Source organism: Microbacterium lacus, assembly GCF_039531105.1.
Lineage (GTDB): Bacteria > Actinomycetota > Actinomycetes > Actinomycetales > Microbacteriaceae > Microbacterium > Microbacterium lacus.
Window position 1 is genome coordinate 2,669,712 of record NZ_BAAAPK010000001.1, and the last position, 19,999, is coordinate 2,689,710.

General features: G+C 69.5%; 17 protein-coding genes. 3 read left to right on the forward strand and 14 right to left on the reverse strand.

The window, feature by feature from the left end; translation table 11 throughout:
- Positions 1–2 precede the first annotated feature (2 nt).
- From ABD197_RS12695 to ABD197_RS12730, 8 genes are all read right to left on the reverse strand, one after another.
- A complete protein-coding gene (locus ABD197_RS12695) occupies positions 3–710 on the reverse strand; it encodes an SDR family NAD(P)-dependent oxidoreductase (protein ID WP_344055093.1) in 708 nt (235 codons plus the stop codon).
- A complete protein-coding gene (locus tag ABD197_RS12700) occupies positions 707–1,588 on the reverse strand; it encodes an NAD(P)-dependent oxidoreductase (protein WP_344055095.1) in 882 nt (293 codons plus the stop codon). The genes ABD197_RS12695 and ABD197_RS12700 overlap by 4 nt, the downstream gene beginning before the upstream one ends.
- A gap of 1 nt (position 1,589) precedes the next feature.
- Positions 1,590–2,972 carry a M24 family metallopeptidase gene (locus tag ABD197_RS12705; RefSeq protein ID WP_344055097.1) on the reverse strand — a complete coding sequence of 461 codons (1,383 nt, stop codon included), beginning with the start codon at positions 2,970–2,972 and terminating at the stop codon, positions 1,590–1,592.
- Positions 2,973–3,004: 32 nt separating this feature from the next.
- Positions 3,005–5,521: an ATP-binding cassette domain-containing protein gene (locus ABD197_RS12710; protein ID WP_344055099.1), complete on the reverse strand. Its 2,517-nt coding sequence runs from the start codon at positions 5,519–5,521 to the stop codon at positions 3,005–3,007.
- Entirely contained in the window at positions 5,521–6,714 is a 1,194-nt protein-coding gene (locus ABD197_RS12715; protein WP_344055101.1) for a substrate-binding domain-containing protein, read from the reverse strand. The genes ABD197_RS12710 and ABD197_RS12715 overlap by 1 nt, the downstream gene beginning before the upstream one ends.
- A gap of 50 nt (positions 6,715–6,764) precedes the next feature.
- Positions 6,765–7,808 carry an ABC transporter permease gene (locus ABD197_RS12720; RefSeq protein ID WP_344055103.1) on the reverse strand — a complete coding sequence of 348 codons (1,044 nt, stop codon included), beginning with the start codon at positions 7,806–7,808 and terminating at the stop codon, positions 6,765–6,767.
- On the reverse strand, positions 7,805–9,187 hold the full coding sequence (locus ABD197_RS12725; protein ID WP_344055105.1) for an amidohydrolase family protein: 1,383 nt from the start codon (positions 9,185–9,187) through the stop codon (positions 7,805–7,807). The genes ABD197_RS12720 and ABD197_RS12725 overlap by 4 nt, the downstream gene beginning before the upstream one ends.
- Positions 9,188–9,351: 164 nt before the next feature.
- Entirely contained in the window at positions 9,352–10,785 is a 1,434-nt protein-coding gene (locus tag ABD197_RS12730) for an amidohydrolase family protein (protein WP_344055107.1), read from the reverse strand.
- Positions 10,786–10,910: 125 nt separating this feature from the next.
- Here ABD197_RS12730 and ABD197_RS12735 point away from each other — a divergent pair, with 125 nt between their 5' ends.
- Together ABD197_RS12735 and ABD197_RS12740 are read left to right on the forward strand one after the other, a co-directional pair.
- A complete protein-coding gene (locus ABD197_RS12735) occupies positions 10,911–11,957 on the forward strand; it encodes a ketopantoate reductase family protein (RefSeq protein ID WP_344055109.1) in 1,047 nt (348 codons plus the stop codon).
- Between the two features lie 138 nt (positions 11,958–12,095).
- Positions 12,096–12,800, forward strand: coding sequence for a helix-turn-helix domain-containing protein (locus tag ABD197_RS12740; RefSeq protein WP_344055111.1), 705 nt, complete (start codon positions 12,096–12,098; stop codon positions 12,798–12,800).
- Here ABD197_RS12740 and ABD197_RS12745 read toward each other — a convergent pair whose 3' ends face one another.
- Genes ABD197_RS12745 through ABD197_RS12755 form a run of 3 tightly spaced genes read right to left on the reverse strand, consistent with a single transcriptional unit; the run spans position 12,801 to position 15,693 of the window.
- Positions 12,801–13,892 (reverse strand): zinc-dependent alcohol dehydrogenase, encoded by a 1,092-nt coding sequence (locus ABD197_RS12745; RefSeq protein ID WP_344055113.1) that lies wholly within the window; start codon positions 13,890–13,892, stop codon positions 12,801–12,803.
- A complete protein-coding gene (locus ABD197_RS12750) occupies positions 13,889–14,230 on the reverse strand; it encodes a Dabb family protein (protein WP_344055115.1) in 342 nt (113 codons plus the stop codon). The genes ABD197_RS12745 and ABD197_RS12750 overlap by 4 nt, the downstream gene beginning before the upstream one ends.
- The gene (locus ABD197_RS12755; protein WP_344055117.1) at positions 14,227–15,693 is read right to left on the reverse strand and encodes an amidohydrolase family protein; all 1,467 of its coding nucleotides are present in this window, start codon (positions 15,691–15,693) and stop codon (positions 14,227–14,229) included. Before ABD197_RS12755 ends, ABD197_RS12750 begins: the two co-directional genes overlap by 4 nt.
- 141 nt (positions 15,694–15,834) lie before the next feature.
- Here ABD197_RS12755 and ABD197_RS12760 point away from each other — a divergent pair, with 141 nt between their 5' ends.
- Positions 15,835–16,854, forward strand: a complete 1,020-nt coding sequence (locus ABD197_RS12760; RefSeq protein ID WP_344055120.1) for a ketopantoate reductase family protein — start codon at positions 15,835–15,837, stop codon at positions 16,852–16,854.
- On the opposite strand, the gene ABD197_RS12765 is transcribed toward ABD197_RS12760, so the two are convergent.
- The 3 genes from ABD197_RS12765 to cysS form a co-directional block, all read right to left on the reverse strand.
- Positions 16,848–17,489: an NAD(P)-dependent oxidoreductase gene (locus ABD197_RS12765; protein ID WP_344055122.1), complete on the reverse strand. Its 642-nt coding sequence runs from the start codon at positions 17,487–17,489 to the stop codon at positions 16,848–16,850. The two genes, ABD197_RS12760 and ABD197_RS12765, sit on opposite strands and share 7 nt — an antisense overlap.
- A gap of 76 nt (positions 17,490–17,565) precedes the next feature.
- On the reverse strand, positions 17,566–18,558 hold the full coding sequence (rlmB, locus tag ABD197_RS12770) for a 23S rRNA (guanosine(2251)-2'-O)-methyltransferase RlmB (RefSeq protein ID WP_344055123.1): 993 nt from the start codon (positions 18,556–18,558) through the stop codon (positions 17,566–17,568).
- Positions 18,548–19,969 (reverse strand): cysteine--tRNA ligase, encoded by a 1,422-nt coding sequence (gene cysS, locus ABD197_RS12775; protein ID WP_344055125.1) that lies wholly within the window; start codon positions 19,967–19,969, stop codon positions 18,548–18,550. Before cysS ends, rlmB begins: the two co-directional genes overlap by 11 nt.
- Positions 19,970–19,999: the final 30 nt, after the last annotated feature.

Consider the following 19,999-nt stretch of genomic DNA (forward strand, 5'->3'; position numbering starts at 1 on the left):
ACTCAGGTGAGACGCCATCCGCGGTCCACGTCGATGTTGGTGCCGGAAACTCCCTGATTGCGCAGCAGGAACTGCGTCGCATCGACGATGTCCGCCATCGTCGCCAGCTCCCCGCCCGGAGTGCGCGAGGTGTAGCCGTCCAGCACCGCGGCCGGCTTGCCGGCCCAGAAGGGACTGTCGCCGATGATGCCGGGGTGGATGCCGTTCACCCGGATCGGGGCGAGTTCGAGCGCCAGCGTCCGTACGAGCCCCTCCACGCCGCCGTTGATCGTGGAGACCGTCGTCGAGCCCGGGTACGGCGCGTCCTTCGCGCGACCGCCGAACAGCACGATGCCGGTGGAGCGCACCGGGGCGAGGCGGTCCAGGAGCGTGTGGATCACCTCGGTGTAGCCGATCAGCTTCAGCGTCACCAGGCGCCGTGCGCGAGCGATGTCGTACTCGCGCACGGTGTTCGCGTCGCGCTCGATCGCGGCGAGCACGAGCCCGTGCACGTCGCCGAGCGGGGCGAGCTGTCCGGCGATCGACTCGGGCTCCGAGATGTCCAGTGCGATCGAGGCGGCGCCCTCGCCGAGCGAGGCGGCGACCTCGGCCGCGCCCTCGGCGCTGCGGCCGGTCAGCACGACGCGATCGCCACGGGCGATCACGTCGCGGGCGAGCTCGAGTCCGATGCCGGATGTTCCTCCGACGACGACGATCGTGCGATCCGTCATTTCTCCTCCAGGGGTGGGTACAGTCCGCGGCGCATGACTTCGGCGGCGGCGCCCCAGTCGTACGTCTTCAGTTCGCTGTCGGCGAGGGCGATCTCGTACACGCGATGCATCGCCGGCGCAGTCGGCAGGACGACGTCGCGTTCGGCGGCCACTTCTTCCGCGAGCTTCAGATCCTTGAACCCGAGGGCCATGACGAAGCCGGGCGGATCGTAGGACTGATCGACGATCTCCGCGCCGTACCCCCGATAGACGACGCCGTCGAACAGCGTGCTGGTGAGCAGTTCGTGGAACATCGCGGGGTCCACGCCGTGCCGCTCCGTCATCGCGACGGACTCCCCCAGCGCCTGGATCGCATGGATGATGTTGTAGTTCACCGCGACTTTGACCACGTTCGCGGCACGGGGACGCTCTCCGAGCCGCCAGACGCGCTGACCGAGGACCGCGAGGAGAGGCAGCACCTGTTCGATCAGGGTCGCGGGTCCTGCAGCGAGGATGTTGAGCTTTCCGGCTGCGGCGACCGTCGGGCGGCCGAGGACGGGCGCCGACACGTATCCGATCCCCGCACTGCGGAAGAGCTCCTCGAGTCGGTCGGCGGCTGCAGGGCTGATCGAGGCCATGTTGACGTGGATGCCGCTCCCCTCCGCGACCGATGCGGCGTCGAGCACCCGCTCCGCGGCGTCGTCGTCGGCGAGCATCGAGAAGGACAGCCCCGCCGCGAGCACCTCGCCGGGCGTGCGGGCCCTGCGCGCGCCCGCCGCGATCAGGGGGTCCGCTGCCGCTTCGGATCTGTTCCACACGGCGACGTCGTGCCCGGCCTCCACCAGACGCGTCGCCATCGCGGACCCCATCGATCCGAGGCCCAGGAAGCCGATCCGCACGTCAGGCCTCCCCGCGACGCCACGCGGTGTTCAGGTGGGACTGACTGTCGCGCTGCAGGTTGAGGGGTCCGCCGACGGCGATGTAGCGGGGCCCGGCGACCAGGAGCTCTTCAGCCGGGAACTTGGTGATGACCTCGCACCCGTCCGCGGTGACGACGACTTCTTCTTCGATCCGGGCGGCGCCCCATCCATCCGCCGACGGCCAGTAGGTCTCCAGCGCGAACACCATGCCCTCCTGGATGACTTCGGGGTGATCCAGCGACACCAGGCGCGAGAAGATCGGCTTCTCCCAGATCGACAGACCGACACCGTGTCCGTACTGCAGTGCGAACGCGGCTTCTTCGTCGGCGAAGCCGAACTCCTGCGCGGTCGGCCAGACCGAGACGATGTCGGCAGTGGTCGCCCCGGGCTTCACGAGCGCGATCGCGCGGTCCATGTACTCTCGCGCCCGCGTGTACGCGTCGCGCTGTGCCGAGCTCGCCGAGCCCACGGCGAACGTGCGGTAGTAGCACGTGCGGTAGCCGTTGAACGAGTGCAGGATGTCGAAGAACGCCGGATCTCCCGGACGGATCAGGCGGTCGCTGAACACGTGGGGATGCGGCGAGCAGCGCTCGCCCGAGATCGCGTTCACGCCTTCGACATACTCCGAGCCGAGGTCGTAGAGGGTCTTGGCGACCACCCCGACCGCTTCGTTCTCGCGGACGCCGGGACGCAGGAACCGGTAGAGCTCCTCGTACGCGGCGTCCACCATCGACGCCGCCTGCGTGAGAAGCCGGATCTCGTCACCGGTCTTGATCCGTCGCGCCTCCATGAAGACCTGCTGGCCGTCCACGACCCGGATGCCCTCCTGCTGCAGCGCGAACAGGATCGGCAGCTCGATCACGTCGACGCCGAGCGGCTGATCCGCGAGGCCGAATTTCTCCAGCTCGCGCTTGATCTTCTTCGCGACGCCCTCCGCGATGCCCGCGTCGGGGGTGAAGGCGCCGCGCAGGGTCGAGATGCCCGCGCGGGCGCCGCGCTCGAGCCGCGGACGCGGGGCGTTCTCGTGCGGCGCGTTCGGGTCGGCATCCATCTCCGCCGTCGTGACGTCCAGCCACGGGTTGTACAGCGCGTGATGCTTGGCCGCGGAACCGAAATCCCACGAGATCGGGTCGCTGTTGCGGGTCAGCAGGCTGAAGCGGATGAGCTTGTCCATGGCCCACGTGCCGATGTGGGTCGCGGTCATGTAGCGGATGTTGGAGAAGTCGAACGCGAGCACCGCGCCGAGCTCGGAGCGGTCGAGCTCGGCCCGGAGGCGCCGCAGGCGGTCGGAGCGCAGGCGGTCGAAATCGACGCGCGCCTCCCAGTCGACGGCGTTCATGCCGGTCGTTCCGGTGTTCTTCATGATGTCCTCTCTGACGTTCTGGTCCAGGGGGCTCAGCCGGCGCGCAGCCGGCCCAGACGCGCGCGGTCGTTGCGGATGAGCGCGATCGTGATCGGCACGATCGCGGCGAACAGGACGAAGGCGCCCTGGATCCAGTACTGCCACGACAATCCCACCGAAAGGAAGGAGAGCGCGCTGGTCACAGTCTGCAGAAGGATTCCCGCAGCGGCGACGGCGAGCGCGGAGCCGGACCCCCCGAAGATGCTGGCTCCGGCGATCACGACCGCCGTCACCGAGGTCAGGGTCAGCGCCTGCGCGGCGTTCGCGTCGCCGATCCCCGACCGGGAGTAGACGACGAGGCCGGCCATCGCCGCCAGCACCCCGGCGGTGATCGCCGCGTACAGGCGGGTCGCGGGCACCCGCACACCCATGCGATTCGCCTTGACCGGATCCGAACCGGCGGCGCGCAGCCCGCGCCCGGGGCCGGTCCGCTGGATCACGAACCACAGCGCGACGGCGACCGCGACGGCGATCGCGAGCACGATCGGGATGCCGGCCACAGCGAGACCGAGGGTCGTCAGCAGACCGCCGTCGGCGGATCCGCCGGGGAAGGGCCGGAGGACCTGCGCGATGCCGAGGACGGCGATCGAGGTGACGAGCGTGGCGATCACGGGCGGCAGGCTCAGTCGGGTCACGAGCAGACCGTTCACGAGACCCACCAGTGCGCCGGCGAGCAGGGCCAGCAACGCGCCGAGCGCGAAGAAGCCGATGTCCTGCTGCGCGAAGAACGACACGATCACCGCGGAGAGCGCGACGACCGAGCCCACGCTGAGGTCGATGCCGCCCGTGATCACGACCACCAGCTGCGCGAGCCCCACGAGGATGAGCACAGCGGACGCCGCCAGAAGCTGACTGATGCTCAACGGGCTGAGGAAGGCCGAGGAGACGAAGGACGCGACGATCGACAGAGCGACGGCGAGCCCCAGGAGGATCGCCGCCTGACCTTCGCCGGCGAGGGGAGAACGCCGTCGCCGACGTGCAACCTTCGCGACATCGACGTTCGCCGTCTCGTGCGAGAGCACCGCGGCGCCGGTGATCGCGCGCTCGTCGACCTCGTCGCCGCTCAGGCTGGCCTGGACGCGGCCGCGGGAGAACACGACGACGCGGTCGCACAGTCCCTCGAGTTCGACGGCGTCGGTGGAGAGCACCACGACCGCGACGCCCGACGCCGCCATGTCGCGGAGGAACGCGTAGATCTCGACGCGCGCCCCGGCATCGACACCCTGCGTCGGATCCTCGACGAGCAGCACGCGCGGATTGCCGAGGCGCCCCCGAGCGAGCAGCACCTTCTGCTGGCTTCCCCCCGACAGGGCGCTCACGGGCACCTCGAGGTGCGGCGTCTTGACGGCGAGCCCGGCGATGCCCTCGCGGGTCAGCGCGTACTCGCGGCGGCGGTTGACGAATCCGAACGGCATCGCGAGCGAGAGCGCCGGAGCGACCGTGTTCTCACGGATCGACATCTTTCCGAACATGGCCTCGCCGAGCCGGTCCCCCGGGAGGAAGGCGATGCCGGAGTTCGAGGCGGCGCGCAGCGACCGCACAGAGATCTCCTCGCCACCGATCAGCACCTTTCCGCCGGTGGCCCCGCTGCCCGCGATGCCGCGAAGCACCGCGCGCTGGCCGTTGCCCTCGACGCCGGCCAGACCGATGATCTGGCCGGGGTGAGCGGCGAACGAGACGCGTTCGTAGCCCGGACCGGTCAGCTCCAGCACCTCGAGGGCGGGGACCGTTCCCGCTTTCGGCAGGGGTGCCTTGTCGGGGAACGTCGTCTCCAGGGACCTGCCGATGATGAGCTCGACGATCTGGTCGGCGGTGAAGTCCGCGACCTGTCCGCGGCCGACGACCCGGCCGTCCCGCAGGACGCTCAGATCGGAGGCGATCTCGATCACCTCGGGGATGCGGTGGGTGATGTAGATGATCGCGACGCCGCGCTCGACCAGTGCGTGCACCTGGTCGAACAGCCAGGCCGTCTCTTCGGGCCCGAGCGCCTCGGTGGGTTCGTCCAGGACGAGCACGCTCGGATCCGATGCCAGTGCCGCCGCGATCTCGACCAGGTGGGCCTCCCGAAGGGAGAGCGAGGAGACGACCGCATTGGGGTCGATCTGCAGCTGGAGCGCTGCGAAATGGTCGGCCAGCCAGGAGCTCGCCGTCCGTCGCGAGGGGCGCTTCGAATCCGGCAGAAGCAGCATCACCGCATCCACGACGCTGAGGGACGGCGCGAGGGCGGGAGTCTGGTAGACGATCGCGAGGCCCGCTTCGCGGGCTTCGCGGGGCTGGATGCGGTCGTACGACCGCCCGCCGAGGCCGATGATGCCGGCATCCGGCACCACCGACCCGGCGGCGATCCCCACGAGGGTCGACTTTCCCGCGCCGTTCTCACCGAGAACGGCGTGGACGCGGCCGGCGGCGACATCGACCGTGACGTCGTCCAGGGCCTTCACGCCCGGGTACGTCTTCGTGATGCCGGTCAGCGTGAGCGCCGACGTGACCGTCGTGGGAAGGGCATTCATCAGCCGAACAGCTCCTTGATCTCATCGGCGGTCAGCAGCGTGGACGGGGTCGCGTCCGACGGGGCGTCGGGCAGGCACGCCTCGTCCGGGGTGATGGCTCCATCGGTCGTGCCGGTGGAGTCCTCGTAGAGCGCGAGCTCGTACAGCGACGGCTCCTGGTCGCTGCCGCCCTGGAAGGCGGCGACCGCCTTGCGCAGTGCGACGCGACCGATCCAGGTGCGCGAGGACACCGTGGACAGCTCGTAGTCGGGGTTGGCCGACTTGAGTGCGCTGAAGCCGCAGCTCAGGGAGTTGTCGTCCGTCGTGGAGATCACCGGAAGCGGCTGACCGGCGGCCTCGTACGCGCGGATGACACCCGAGGCGGATGCGCCGTAGTCGGCGATCACCGCGTCGATCGGGGTGCCCTGAGCCAGCACGCCCGCCATCGCCTGCTGCGCCTGCGCCGGGTCCCAGTTCGTGGTGATGGGCTCCTCGTTCACGAGAGTGATCTGCGGGTTCGCGTCGAAGACCTCCTTCGCGCCCTCGAACTCCTGCGTCGACACGAGCGCCCCGGCGGGTCCGCCGAAGAACACGACGTTGCCGCCCTCGTCGCCCAGCTGGTCGACGATCCACTGCGCCTTGGACTTGCCGACGAACTGCGGGATCTGGTCGGTGTAGTCGAGGTAGTCCACACCCGCCTCCCCCTGCGGGTCGGAGGCGAAGTTGATCACAATCGAGCCCGCCTGCGTCGCCTGGCGGATCGCCGGCAGGTGCGCCTCGCCGGGCCCGGCATCCGGGATCACGAGGATGATGTCGGTGCCCTTCGCCGCCAGCGACGTGATGCCCGAGGTCGTGGCCTCGAGGTCGCCGCGGCCCGCGACGAACTCGACGCTCGTGATCGCCGGGCACTTGGCCGCTTCGCTCTCGATCTCGGCGAGGACGGTCTTGGACCACGTGTTGGTGCCGTAGCCGTCGACCACGCCGACGGTCATGTCCTTCGCGTCGTCCGCGCACACGTCGGACATCTCGATGAACTGGTCGACCGTCCCGACGCTTCCCGCGGCGATGTCGGCCTCGAGGTTGTTCGCCGTCTCGCCGGTCCCCTCGGTGCTCGTTCCGCCCGTGCTGTTCGTCGAGGAACAGCCCGCCAGGATCAACGCGCTGAGCGCGAGCGCCGCGACGGCAGTGCGCCGCAGTGTTGCTGTGTTCTTCATTGACAACTCTCCTTCGAGTTCTGTGTGTTGTGTGAGAGTCCGGCTAGGGATCACTCGGGTGCGGGGGTCCCTGCCCCCGTTCGTCCGCGCACCAAGCCACGGATGCGCGACGTTGTTCCGCCCAGCTGCAGCTGCGCGACGATTCCGACGCCGATGATGAGCGCCTGGACGATGTTCTGCACGGCCGTGGCCTGCGTGAAGGTCTGCACGAGCTGGCTGAGCTGAGCCAGGAACAGCGCTCCCAGCGCGGTGCCCACGATGCTGCCGCGTCCGCCGGTGAGGGCGGTTCCACCGAGCACCACCGCCGCGATCGAGGGCAGCAGGTAGTCATCGCCCGCGGTCAGCGTCGGATTGCGCAGGAGACCGGCGAGGAGGATTCCGCCCACTGCGGCGAGCGCACTGGAGAGGACGTAGGCCGCGATCGTGTAGCCGCGGGTCCCGATCCCGATGTTGGCCGCGCTGCGCGGGTTCTCGCCCACGAGCTCGAATCGCCGCCCCGCGCGCGTCATCTTGACCACGACATGGGTGAGGACCACCAGCGCGACGGCGAAGTAGACGAGAACCGGGATGCCGAACCACCGTCCCAGCGCGAACTGGCTGAGCGCCTCGGGGCTCTGCCCTGCGAACCCGCCGGAGAGCGCCTGGACGGTGCCGACCATGAGCGCATTCATCGCGATCGTCACCACGAGCGGCGGCAGCGCGAACAGGGTGATCACCAGACCGCTGAGCAGCCCGAAGAGCGCGGTTCCGACGACCGCGACCAGGATCGCGACCGGCAGTCCGAGCGCATCCTCCGCGCCGAACCGCGCGACGATGAGGGCACCGAGAGTGACGGCTCCGGGGATCGAGAGGTCGAGCCCGCCTTGCTGGATCACGAGGGTCTGCCCGATCGCGACGATCGCCATGAGAGCGGCGAACGGCAGCATGGAAACGATCGCGGTGGGACCGATGCTCCCGGGCGCGATGAGAGGGCTGACGAGGAACAGCGCGAGCACAGCGATGAATGCGCGCGATCCGGGCCAGGACAGCACCATCGGTACGATCGGCGCGTGGTCGAGTGGACCCCGCCGCTGCGCGGTCGGCGTGGAGGTCATGAGGTCGCCAGCACGGGGTGCCATGTGCCGTCGACCCGCGCTTCGGGCATCTGCCCGAGGAGGTAGTCGCGCGACGCCGCAGCGTCCGCCTTGATCTTGGCCAGGTCGACCCCGACGAGCTTGCCGTCGCGCTTGACGCGGACGCCTTGGACGAAGACGTCGCGGACCAGGCCCGGGTGTGCGGAGTACACGAGGCTGCCGAGCGGGTTGTTCAGCGGCGTCAGGGCGAGCGATTGGTCGTCGAGCACCACGATGTCGGCGGCCTTGCCCACTTCGAGCGAACCCGTGCGCGAACCGAGACCCGCCGCGTTCGCACCGTCGATCGTCGCGAAGCGGACGACATCGGCGCACGTGAGGCTGATCCGCTCCAGCACCTCGCCGGTGTCGACGCTGGGTGCGTTGTCCAGGGCGCGCTGCATGCCGATCGCGGTGCGCATCGTCGCGAACATGTCGCCGCCGTTCGAGCTGCACACGTCGATCGAGAATGTCGGACGGATGCCGGCGCGCAGGAGTCTGCCGGTCGCCGGGAACCCGTGTCCCATCTGCATCTCGACATCGGGCGCGACAGACGCGGTGCCGCCGCTGTCGGCGATCATCTTCAGCTCGTCATCGCCGAGCGTGCAGCAGTGGACGTACGTCGTGCGGTCCGAGAGCAGCCCGTCCTCGGCGAGCTTGCGGATCGGACCCGACTTGCCCCAGTATCCGTCACCGACGTGGACCGTGACCCGGAGGTCCAGGTCGTGGGCCAGCGCGAAGTCGGTGCGGTTGACCTCCGGGGTCGTGAACTGCGGTCCGCGCAGGGCGAGCGCCATCGTCACGAGCTGGTCGTCCGAGGTGAAGTACTGGTCGCGCACGCGCCGGGCGTCTTCCGGATGCGGATTGGCCGAAGGCAGGACGCCCCACTGCTCGGCTCCCCCGCCGTGGGCGAAGACCGCGCGCATCCCGGTGTCCTGGAGCGCCGCGATCGCCGCGTCGGCGTGATCTGGAGTGGCGAGATTGTGCGACCAGTCCACGAGCGTCGTGATGCCGGAATCGAGTGCTTCCAGCGCGCCCAGATGATTGCCGATGTAGGTGTCCTCGGGGCGGAAGTGCTTGCTCAGGCCGGTGTGGAGCCCCGCGAGGTATTCGGTGAGCGACCAGTCCGACGCCATGTTCCGCACGATCGACTGCCACGTGTGACGATGCGTGTCGACGAAGCCCGGGTGCACGATGCGCCCGGCCACGTCCACGACGTCCGCGCCGGTGGGATCGAGGTCGACTCCGATCGCCTCGATCGTGCCGTCGGCCGCGATCATGATGTCCGTCTCCGACAGGACCTCGCCCGGCTGTGCCGCCGTGATCACCGTGCCGCCACGGAGGAGGGTGCGCGTACCGCCCATGTGTTCGTCGACTCCTTTGTCAGCGGGCGTCACGTCGCGGACGCCCGTTCGATGTGTGTTGATCCTAGAAAGTGTGACTGTACGCGTCAAGTATTTGTTATCACTTTGACGCCGAATCTCGACGACCCGTGCAGCGAGACTGCAGCTAGGAGCCGATGACCGCCCTAGGCGCGCTCGCGATACAGGGGGATGTCGATCGGCGGCTGCGGAATGAAGCCACCGTGGTCGTGCATCTGGCCGTACAGGTGGTCGTGGGATTCCTCGAGCAGCCGGACGGCTGCGCGGTCGTCCACGCCGGCCAGGCGCCCGTTCCGCTTGACGATCGATCCGTCCACGAGCACGGTGTGCACGCAGCCTGCGTTTCCCTGTGAGATGAGCGCACCGGTGGGATCCTGGCGGTTCCACCCGGCCTGACTCACACCGCTCATGTCCACGAGGACGATGTCCGCGCGCTTGCCGACCGTGAGCGAGCCGACGAGATGATCGACCCCGGCCGCCCGTGCGCCGTTGATCGTCGCCCAGCGCAGGGCGTCCCGCGTGGACCACGCCATCACCTGAGGTGCGCGCCACTGCGCATACTCGGGCTCGTCGGCGCGGTAGCGCGATGCCTGGAGGACGAGGCGCGCGTGGGAGAGCATGTCACCGCTGTTGCCGCTCACGCAGTCGATCCCGAGGCTGGGGCCGGGGGTGTGGCGCGTGGTTTCGGAGATCGCGGGGTAGCCCATGCCCATCTGCATCTCGGTCTCCGCGCACACGGACACCGTCACGCCGGTCCCCTCCAGCAGCTCCCATTCGTGAGCGGTGTTGAACGTGCAGTGCACGAGGAGGAGATCGTCCGCGAGCAGGCGCTCGCGGTGCAGCACCTCCACGTCTTCGAAGAGCTGACGGACCATCACCTGGTTCGCGTGCATCGTGATGCGCGCACCGAGTTCGCGCGCGAGCGCGAATTCGCGCGCGACGTCCGCAGCCGGTGCGATCGCGAGCTCCTGCGGGGCGATGCCGAACCGCAGAAGCTGGTCGTCACTCGCGAAATACGCGTCACGGATCTCCCGCGCGAGCTGCGCGCGGGTGTGCAGGGCGGCGGGATCGCCGCCGTCGCGGGCCCCGCCGCGCGACTGACTCCACGTGTTCGTGAGGATCGGCGTGAGACCGTGGGCATACAGGGCACGGATGCCGGCATCCCGCAGCCCGCCGACGGCGGCGTGCGCGCAATCGGGGTCGAGGATGTTGTGGCAGTAGTCCACGAGGGTGGTCACTCCGCTGTTCAGCGCATCCAGGGCCCCCACGTAGTTGCCCGCATACATGTCCTCAGGACGGTACCGCGGCGCCATCTGCAGGCGGATGCCGCGCAGGTAGTCGGGGATGTTGCCGTCCGCGAGGATGCCGCGCAGCGCCGTCTGCCACGTGTGCCGGTGCGTGTCCACCATTCCGGGCATGGCGATCATCCCGGACCCGTCGATCACCTCGTCGACGTCGGCGGAGATGTCCGGCGCGATCGCCGCGATCAGCGCACCGTCGATCAGGATGTCGGTCCGCTCGAGATCTCCGAGGGAGTCATCGACGGTCGCGGCGGCCACGCCGCGGATGAGAATACGCATACCGCTCCTTCACGTGTGCGTCCGGGCTTCCACCCGTCACTCTGGACTGAACACATTTGTCCAGCACCGCCTCTTGTGTACAGTGAAAGCGCACACTTTGCAATCCTGTGTCAAGGAGGACACCGATGGACAGACCGGGCGACGAGCTGAAGATCGCGATACTGGGCTCCGGTGCTCAGGGGGCCGGCATCGGCACGAGCATGCTGCGGGCGGGACTGGATGTGACGTTCATCGAGCAGTGGCCCGCACACGTGGAGGCCATGAGGGCCCGCGGCATCGAAGTGCGCCTCCCCACCGAGACCTTGATCACCCCGGTGCGCGCCGTGCACCTGTGCGAGGTGGCGACGCTGCGCTCGAGGTTCGACATCGTCTTCGTGGCCGTCAAGGCCTACGACACGCGGTGGGCTTGCGAGCTGATCGCGCCGTATGTCGCCGAGGACGGACTCGTGGTCGGTCTGCAGAACGGCATGTCGCAGGACGACATCGCCGCCGCGGTCGGTCCCCACCGCGCGATGGGCGCCGTCATCGAGATGGCCTCGAACATGTTCGAACCCGGCATCGTGACACGGCAGACGCCGGTGAGCGGGTCGTGGTTCGCCGTCGGCGCGGTCGACGATGCGGCGCGTGGCCGGGAGGCGGAGGTGCAGCGGGTTCTCTCGCACGCGGGAACCGTCGCGATCACCGACGACATCCGCTCGGCGAAGTGGATGAAGCTCGTCGCGAACGCCGGCGAACTCGTCCCCTCCGCGATCCTGGACGCCGCGCTCGCGGATGCCGTCCTCCTCCCCGGAGTGCACGAGTTCATGGTCGAGTGCGGCAAGGAAGCTGCGCGCGCTGCGCTCGCGGACGGCTCCCACCTCGTGCCGATCTTCGGCCTGGACGCCGAGCACGTCACGGAGCCCGACCAGTACGCGCAGGATCTGTTGGGCAAAGTGCTCTCGAGCTACTCCCTGCCGGATACGAAGACCACCGTGCTGCACGACTGGATGAAGTCACGGCATGCCGAGTACGCCGAGGTGAACGGTCTCGTGGTGGACGTCCTGGAGCGGGCGGGCGCCGCCGCCCCGTTCAACGCGCACGTCGTGGCACTCGCCCGTGCGATCGAGGACGGACGACTGCCGCGCGGGGCAGCCAACCGGGAGCTCCTCCTCGATGTCGGCGCCCGGATCTGAGGCACCCGCACGCGGGCCCCGGTCGGTCGTGTACAGGCGAGGCGTACACCGGTGGCCCGCCGTGCGCGGTAGCGTTGCCCATCACAGCCTCGCTTCGGGTTCACGAGGATGATCGAGTCTTTCGGGAGAGGGGGCGCCGTGGTCGCCGAAGACATCGGATCGCGCCTGCGGATCGCCCGGATGCAGCAGGGCATGAGCCTGCGCAGCGTCGCCGGAGCGCTCGGAGTCTCCGCAAGCCTGATCTCCCAGGTCGAGACCGGCAAGACCCAGCCGTCCGTGTCGACCCTGTATGCGCTGGTGACGCACCTGGGCATCTCGATCGACGAGCTCCTCGGTGTGACCGCGGCGCCGGCACCCGCGCAGCCCGACCTGGCCGATCCCGCACCGCTTCGCCCGGCATCCGGTGGGATCCCGGTTCAGCGTGGCGAGGACAACGCCGTCCTGGAGATGGAGAACGGGGTGCGCTGGGAGCGCCTGGCTTCGGGTGCCGGTCCGGCGGACGCGATCCTCGTCACGTACGAACCGGGAGCATCCAGCTCGATCGAGGGCAAGCTCATGCGGCACGCGGGCGTCGAGTACGCCTACATGCTCGAGGGCGAGCTGACCGTTCAGATCGACTTCGACACGTACACGCTGCGCGGCGGTGACAGCCTGCACTTCGATTCAGTGAGACCTCACCTGTACTCCAACCGCACGGAGCGCATCGCTCGCGGGATCTGGTTCGTGGTGGGCCGGCGAGAGCACAACCAGACGATGCCCGCAGCGGACGGTGCCAATGTCGCGCCGCCCGGTTCGATGGGCTCCGCGGTGGACGTGCTGCGGGCGTTGGACGACCTCGCCTGATCAGCCTGTGCGGCGCGCGTGATCCGCGGGCCGTGGTTGATCCGCCCACGGATCGATCAGCGTCTTGACCTGACGCGATGCCCCGTCGAGCATGGGCCGCAGAGCGCCCTCCGCGACATGGGACAGCGGCAGCACCTCAGCGGCGATGTCCGTCCAGTCCTCGCGCGCCGCGAGCAGCTCCACGGCGCGGGGCAGGTCGTCGGCGATCGCGTGCGCGACGGTGCCGACGATCGTGTACTCCCGAAGGGTCCACGCACCCAGCGGAACCGGCACGTCACCGCGCTGGATGCCGACCGGGACGATGGTCGCACCGGGGTCGGCCGCCGCGAGCACGGCCTCGAGTCCCGCCGTCGAGCCGCTCACTTCGAACAGGACGTCGGCCTCCCAGCCGAGGCTCGACAGTGTGTCGCGGATACTCGTGCCGCCGGTCTCGAGGACCGCGGTGGCTCCGAGCGACCGAGCGAGATCCAGCCGCTCGGAGCTGCGGTCCACAGCCAGGACGCGTGCTCCCGTCGCCGCGGCGGCGTGGACGATGAACGCGCCGATGCCGCCGATGCCGACGATGACGGCATCCTGCCCCCGACTCAGCCCGCTGCGCGCGACGGCGTGTACGGCGATCGCCATCGGCTGCGCGAGCCCGAGGGTGTCGGCGGCGAGGCTCGCACCGCCGTCGAGCGTCGAGACGTCCCACAGCGTCGAGGCGGGCACGGTGGCGAATCCGGCCAGCCCCCCGTCGACCTGAAGCCCCGCGGTCCGGTACACCCGGCACAGGTTCGTGCGCCCCGCGCGGCACGACTTGCACCGGCCGCAGGAGATGCCCGCGCCGCACACGACGGCGGCGCCGATCGGCAGGTCCACGCCCTCTCCCACGGCCTCGACCGTGCCGGCGAACTCGTGACCGAGCGTGACGGGGAGGACGGTGAGTACCGGTCCGCGCGAGTACTCCGTCGCATCGGAACCGCACACGCCGCATACCGCGACCCGGACGAGGACTTCTCCCGGACCCGGAGAACGGACCGGCCGAGACTCCACGCGGAGGTCGTCCGGCCCGTAGAGCACCGCGGCGGTCGTCGTGAGCGGGTGCCCGCTCACAGACTCGTCCCCGCGGGAACCTCGATCTGGGCGGCCTGGCGAGAGAGCACCATCGCGGTGAGGTGCTCGGCGTAGACCTGGGCGTGTGACGGCGCATCGAGGTAGGCCGCAAGCCCCGCCTCGTCGTCCACGAGGGCCACGACGGCGAAGTCCGCCGGGCTCGGACGCAGGCGCAGGTTCGCCCCACACCGATACGCGCGGATCTCGGGGATCCCCGCCGCCATCGTCTCCAACGCGGCGACGAGCGCCTCGACGTCCCCCGCCGTCACCTCCGGCTTCCACTGGAACAGCGCGACGTGGAGGATCGCCGTTCGCGCGGGCGCCGCATCCGCCGTCATTCGCTGCCCTGCGCGACGACGTGCGCGTCGCCCTCGGTGTACTTGTACGGGTTCTCGATCTCCTCGTCGGGGGCGAGCTCGGGGTGCATGCCGTCCTGCCAGGCCTGTTCGCCCAGCTGCGAGCGGACGTACTCGACGGATGCCGCCACCGTGTCGCGGATCGGTGCCAACGGCAGCCCGATGCGGGCGCCCTGATACTTCACCACGCGGCCGTTCACGACGACCGAGTGCACATCCGCCGTGCCCGCCTGGTAGACGACGTGCGCGTAGGGGTGCAGGATCGGCGTCATCGCCGGGGACTCGTCGTTCTTGATGAGCACGAGGTCGGCGCGCTTGCCTGGGGTGATCGAGCCGATCGTGTCCTCCATGCCGAGGGATTTCGCCCCGCCCATCGTCGCCATGTGCAGCACATCCTCGGCGCGGAGGCGATTCGCCACGATCGTCTCACCGCGCGCCTGGGCCTCGAGGTGGTCGCGTGACCGGTCGGCGCTGAGTGTCGCGCGCATCGCGGAGAAGAAGTCCGCGCTCCACCACACGCTCGTGTCCATCGACAGCGACGCGGGGATCCCGTATTTGCGGATCGCCCAGCTCGACGGGTAGCCCTGTCCTGCGCTCTGCTCCGACTCCGTGGCGACCGAGACCGTGCCGCCGGTCGCAGCGATCTTCTGATAGCTCTGCGGGTTGAGCGAACTCGAGTGCACGTAGCAGATCTCCGGCGTCATGAAGCCCGCGTCGTACATCTGAGTGATCGCGGTGTCCGTCGTCGCGCCCCAGACGCCGGCATGCGTGGTGACGCGCAGTCCGAGCTCCCGTGCCGCCTCGAACGCGCCGCGTTCGGGGAACTCCGGCGCGCCGGGCACGTCGAAGGCCAGCTGAAGACCGAGCATGTCGTTCGGCGCATTGAAGTTCTTCGTCACGAAGTCGCGGAACTCGGGACTGTTCGCCCATTCCCACGGAGCGCCGAGATAGTTGCCGTAGCCGAGCACGAAACGTCCCGGGATCTCCCGGAAGGCCTGGAGTGCCGCCTCGCCGTACTCCGGCGTGCGCAACCCGTGCGACCAGTCCAGCGTGGTCGTCACCCCGGTGTCCACGGACTCGAGCGCGCTGAGCAGATTGCCGGCGTAGATGTCCTCCGGTCGGAAGACCTGTCCCCAGTTCAAGTAATAGAAGACGAAGTACTGGCTCAGCGCCCAGTCGCCGCCGTAGCCGCGCAGGGCCGTCTGCCACATGTGGCGATGAGTGTCGATGAATCCCGGGGTGATGATGCCGCCGCTCGCGTCGATCTCGAGCGTCCCCTCGGGGACCTCCAGGTCCTGGCCGACGGCGGCGATGTCCGAGCCGATCACCAGGACATCGGCGTCCTCCAGGACGCCCGCGGAGTCCATCGTGATCACGGTGGCGCCGCGGAAGACGAACGGCCGGTCTTCGGCGAACTGATCGTGGTGGGGTGCTGGTGCGTTCATGTGTTCTCCTCATTGAGACTGTTCAGTTTTGGTTTACACTCTCACTCGTCACGCCGCGAAAATCAAGATGTCTGTGAATAGATCGCGGATGAATCTCGACATTTCGCACCGTCGTGTAAACGAATACTCTAGGAGCGCTTCATGACCGCACCCCGCGTCGCCGTCCTCGGATCCGGCGCGAACGGCTCCTCGATCGGCGCGGACCTCGTCGATGCCGGCGTCGACGTCACGCTCGTCGAGCAGTGGCCGGCGCACGTCGAGGCGATCCGTGCGGACGGGCTCACCATCATCCAGCCGCACGGCGCCCGCACCGTGCATCCGCGGACGCTGCACCTGTGCCAGGTCGCCGAGGAGCGGCATCCGTTCGACGTCGTCCTCATCGTGATGAAGGCCTATGACACGCGATGGGCGGCGGAGCTCATCGGCTCGGCGCTCGCGCCGGACGGCGTGGTCGCGGCCGTCCAGAATGGACTGACCACCGATGCCGTCGCGCGAGCGGTCGGCGAGCATCGCACGGTCGGCACCGTGATCGAGGTGTCGGCGACGATGACCGAGCCTGGCGTCGTTCACCGGCACACCCCGCCGCCGCGTTCGTGGTTCGCCGTCGACGCGGGGGCGCGCGGAGATCGGGTCGCCGACCTTCTTGCGCACGCGGGAACGGTCGCGCGGTTCGCGGACATCGCCTCGGCGAAGTGGATGAAGCTCGTCAGCAACGCGTCGGTGCTCGTGCCCACCGCGCTGCTGGGCGCCCCCATGCTCGACGCGATCGGGGTGCCGGGCATGCGGGCGACGATGCGGGATGCCGGCCGCGAGGCGCTCGCCGTGGGGCGAGCACGCGGTCATCGGATGCTGCCGATCTTCGGTCTCGAAGACTCCGACCTCACCGAGTCCGATGAGGTCGTGGATCGCATGTTGGACATCCTGTACGACCGGTTCGTCGTCGCGGGAGCGACGACGACGGTCCTGCAGGACTGGAGCAAGGGCCGCCGCAGCGAAGCGGAGGACATCAACGGACTGATCGCCGCCGAGGGCGCGCGCCTGGGGGTCCCGACCCCGGTCAACGCCGAGATCGTGCGCCTCGCCCGCGCTGTCGAGCGCGGAGAACTCGAGCCGGGACCCTCGGTCGCGCCGGCGCTCACCGGCGCGACCTCAGATCAGTAGCCGACGGTGAAGCGCTCGCGGGAGTGCTTCGGGTTCTCGATCTCGTCGAGGACTGCGACCGCGAAGTCCGGCCCGGAGATGTAGGACTCGCCCTCGGCGTCGGTGACGATCACTTCGCCGCCGTCGCGGTACGTCCCGGTGCGCTCCCCCGGGTTCCATGCGCCGAAGCCGCCGGCGGGGTGGATGTAGAACCAGTCGTGTCCGTGGTCGTTGCGCTGCAGATCCTCGAGGATGTCGATCGCCTCGAGCGCCTCGGGCTTGTACTCCTCGGTGAAGGACGGCTGGTCGATCACACGCTCGCCGCCGGGGGCGACGAGGCTGCCCCCGGCACCGCCCACGACGCCGATGCGCACGGTCGGCGGCAGTGCCGCGACCAGCTCGGCGACGCCCTCGCGGACCTTGCCCAGCATGTCCCCGCGCGCCGGCACGGTCGAGATCACGACATCGACGCCCTCGAGCTCTGCCACGAGACCCGGGACGTCCAGCAGCGTGCCCTCGATGTACGTGGCGTGCTCGACGCGCTCGGCCGGAACGGAGCGGGCGACGGAGACCGCGGTGTGCCCGCGACGCACCGCCTCGGTGACGATGTGGCTACCGGCGTAGCCGGTTCCTCCGATGACGGCGATACGGGTCATGCTGTTCCTTTCGACGGGGTTGAGGAGAGCAAGCGCACCGCCGCGCGATTCATTCCCTCGAATGCAGCGCGACGTCTCACTCCGCGCGGGCGGCCCGGAGCGTGGACACCTGGTACAGCGCGACCGACGCGGCGATCCCTGCGTTGAGCGACTCGGTGGCCGCGTCGATCGGGATCGACACGATCTGGTCGCACGTCTCGCCGACGAGCCGCGAGAGCCCCTTGCCCTCCGAGCCGACGACGATCACGACCGGGCGATCGGCCAGCTGCAGAGCGGGAAGCGAGACGTCTCCCCCGCCGTCCAGTCCCAGGACGAACACGCCCTGCTTCTTGAACTCCTTGAGCGTGGAGGTCAGGTTCGGAGCGATCGCGACGGGGATGCGCGCGGCAGCCCCGGCGCTCGTCTTCCATGCCGCGCTGTTCACGCTCGCGGACCGTCGCTGCGGGAGGATGACGCCGTTCCCGCCGAAGGCTCCGGTCGAGCGGATGATCGCCCCGAGGTTGCGGGGATCCGTGATGCCGTCCAGCGCCACGAACAGCGGCGTGCGGCCCTGGTCGATCACCTGCTCCAGGAGATCCTGCGGGTGGGCGTACTCGTACGGCGGCACCTTGAGGGCGACCCCCTGGTGCACGCCGTCGAAGCCCGCCATGCGGTCGAGCTCGGGGCGGGTCACCTCCATGACGGGGATGCCGCGATGCGTGGCGATCGAGAGCATCTCCTTCACGCGGTCATCCATCTCCACGCGCTGCGCGATGTAGAACGCCGTCGCGGGGATCTTCGCGCGCAGGGCTTCCAGCACGGAATTGCGTCCGGTGACCACCTCGGTGTCGTCGTCCTTCTTCGCCGCGCGCGGCCGGGACTGCGGCTGGCCGGCCGGCTTGCCCTTGCCCCCGGCGGCGGCATAGCGCTCGGCCGCGGCCTTGCGCTTGCCCGCCGGGTGCCACGCGCGGTCCTCGGCCTTCGGCGTGGGTCCCCGACCTTCGAGCGAGCGCTTGTTCTTGCCGCCCGTGCCCTTCGTGGGGCCCTTCTTGCCCTTGCTGGCGCCTGGGCGCCCCGGCTTACCGGCCATGAATACTCCAATGGGTCTGATCGTTCGTGTCTTCGAGCGTGATGCCCGCAGCTGTCAGCGCGTCGCGGATGCGATCGGCCGCAGCCCAGTCCTTGTCCGCCCGAGCGGCGGCGCGCTGCCCGATCAGGCTCTGCACGAGCGCGTCGAGCGCGAGAGCCTCAGCCCCCTGCGGGGCGTTCCACGTGGCATCCAGCGGGTCGATCCCGAGGATGCCGGTCATCACGGCGACGTCGGCGAACGCCGTCCGCACGGCGTCGAGGTCGCGGTCGTCCAGCGCGGTGTTGCCGGCACGCACCGTCTCGTGCAGCACGGCCAGCGCCTGCGGCACCCCCAGGTCGTCGTCCATCGCGATGGCGAAGCGCTCCGGAACCGCGGCGTCGATGCGGACGTCCTCGGACTCGTCCTGCAGGGCGCGCACCGCACGCTCGAGGAACGCGCGGATGCGTCCGAGGGCTGCTTCGGCCTCGTCGAAGGAGGAGCCGGAGAGGTCCAGGCTCGAGCGGTAGTGGGCTGCGGCGAGCGCGTAGCGCACGACGAGCGGGTCGCGCGCGGCGAGCACGTCGTGGGCGAGCAGGAAGTTGCCGAGCGATTTCGACATCTTCTGGTCGCCGACGGTCACGAGACCGTTGTGCACCCAGTAGCGCGCGAACGGGTCGCCCGCGGCGGTGGACTGCGCGAGTTCGTTCTCGTGATGGGGGAAGCGCAGGTCCAGCCCCCCGCCGTGGATGTCGAACTCCGCGCCCAGGTAGCGCCGCGACATCGCCGAGCACTCGATGTGCCAGCCGGGCCGCCCGGGTCCCCACGGCGATTCCCACCTCGCACTGTCGGGCTCGTCGTCCTTCGCACCCTTCCACAGGGCGAAGTCGCGTGGGTCGCGCTTACCGCGGGGGTCGGCATCCGCCGCCGGCTCCATCGCGTCGAGCGATTGGCGCGTGAGGACGCCGTACCCGCCCCACGAGCGGACGTCGAAGTACACGTCGCCCTGTGCGGCGTAGGCGTGGCCGGCGTCGATCAGCCGCGTGATGAGCTCCTGCATCTGCGGGATCGAGGCGGTGGCGCGCGGCTCGTACGTCGGCGGGAGGATCCCGATCGCAGAGTAGGCGCGGGTGAACTCCTGCTCCATGCGATAGGCCAGCGCCCACCAGGGCTCACTGTCGGTCGCGTTCGCGAGCACCTTGTCGTCGATGTCGGTGACGTTGCGGACGAACGTGACGCGCCCGAATCGGTGCGCGAGCCACCGGCGCAGGAGGTCGAAGCTCAATGCGCCGCGCAGGTGCCCGATGTGCGGGCCGGACTGCACGGTCGGGCCGCACACGTAGACCGTGACGTTCGAGGGGTCCATCGGCACGAAGTCGCGCAACGCCTGCGTCTTGGTGTCGTAGAGCCGCACGGGCCGGGTACCGGGTGTCACCGCACCAGCCTACCGGCGGGGCCTGGGCAT

What these genes read in the sequence shown, in the direction of transcription:
- ABD197_RS12695 (WP_344055093.1), bottom strand. Translation starts at nt 710, where the DNA reads ATGACGGATCGCACGATCGTCGTCGTCGGAGGAACATCCGGCATCGGA.
- ABD197_RS12730 (WP_344055107.1), bottom strand. Translation starts at nt 10,785, where the DNA reads ATGCGTATTCTCATCCGCGGCGTGGCCGCCGCGACCGTCGATGACTCC.
- ABD197_RS12715 (WP_344055101.1), bottom strand. Translation starts at nt 6,714, where the DNA reads ATGAAGAACACAGCAACACTGCGGCGCACTGCCGTCGCGGCGCTCGCG.
- ABD197_RS12725 (WP_344055105.1), bottom strand. Translation starts at nt 9,187, where the DNA reads ATGGGCGGTACGCGCACCCTCCTCCGTGGCGGCACGGTGATCACGGCG.
- ABD197_RS12750 (WP_344055115.1), bottom strand. Translation starts at nt 14,230, where the DNA reads ATGACGGCGGATGCGGCGCCCGCGCGAACGGCGATCCTCCACGTCGCG.
- ABD197_RS12760 (WP_344055120.1), top strand. Translation starts at nt 15,835, where the DNA reads ATGACCGCACCCCGCGTCGCCGTCCTCGGATCCGGCGCGAACGGCTCC.
- ABD197_RS12720 (WP_344055103.1), bottom strand. Translation starts at nt 7,808, where the DNA reads ATGACCTCCACGCCGACCGCGCAGCGGCGGGGTCCACTCGACCACGCG.
- ABD197_RS12710 (WP_344055099.1), bottom strand. Translation starts at nt 5,521, where the DNA reads ATGAATGCCCTTCCCACGACGGTCACGTCGGCGCTCACGCTGACCGGC.
- ABD197_RS12765 (WP_344055122.1), bottom strand. Translation starts at nt 17,489, where the DNA reads ATGACCCGTATCGCCGTCATCGGAGGAACCGGCTACGCCGGTAGCCAC.
- ABD197_RS12735 (WP_344055109.1), top strand. Translation starts at nt 10,911, where the DNA reads ATGGACAGACCGGGCGACGAGCTGAAGATCGCGATACTGGGCTCCGGT.
- rlmB (WP_344055123.1), bottom strand. Translation starts at nt 18,558, where the DNA reads ATGGCCGGTAAGCCGGGGCGCCCAGGCGCCAGCAAGGGCAAGAAGGGC.
- ABD197_RS12705 (WP_344055097.1), bottom strand. Translation starts at nt 2,972, where the DNA reads ATGAAGAACACCGGAACGACCGGCATGAACGCCGTCGACTGGGAGGCG.
- ABD197_RS12755 (WP_344055117.1), bottom strand. Translation starts at nt 15,693, where the DNA reads ATGAACGCACCAGCACCCCACCACGATCAGTTCGCCGAAGACCGGCCG.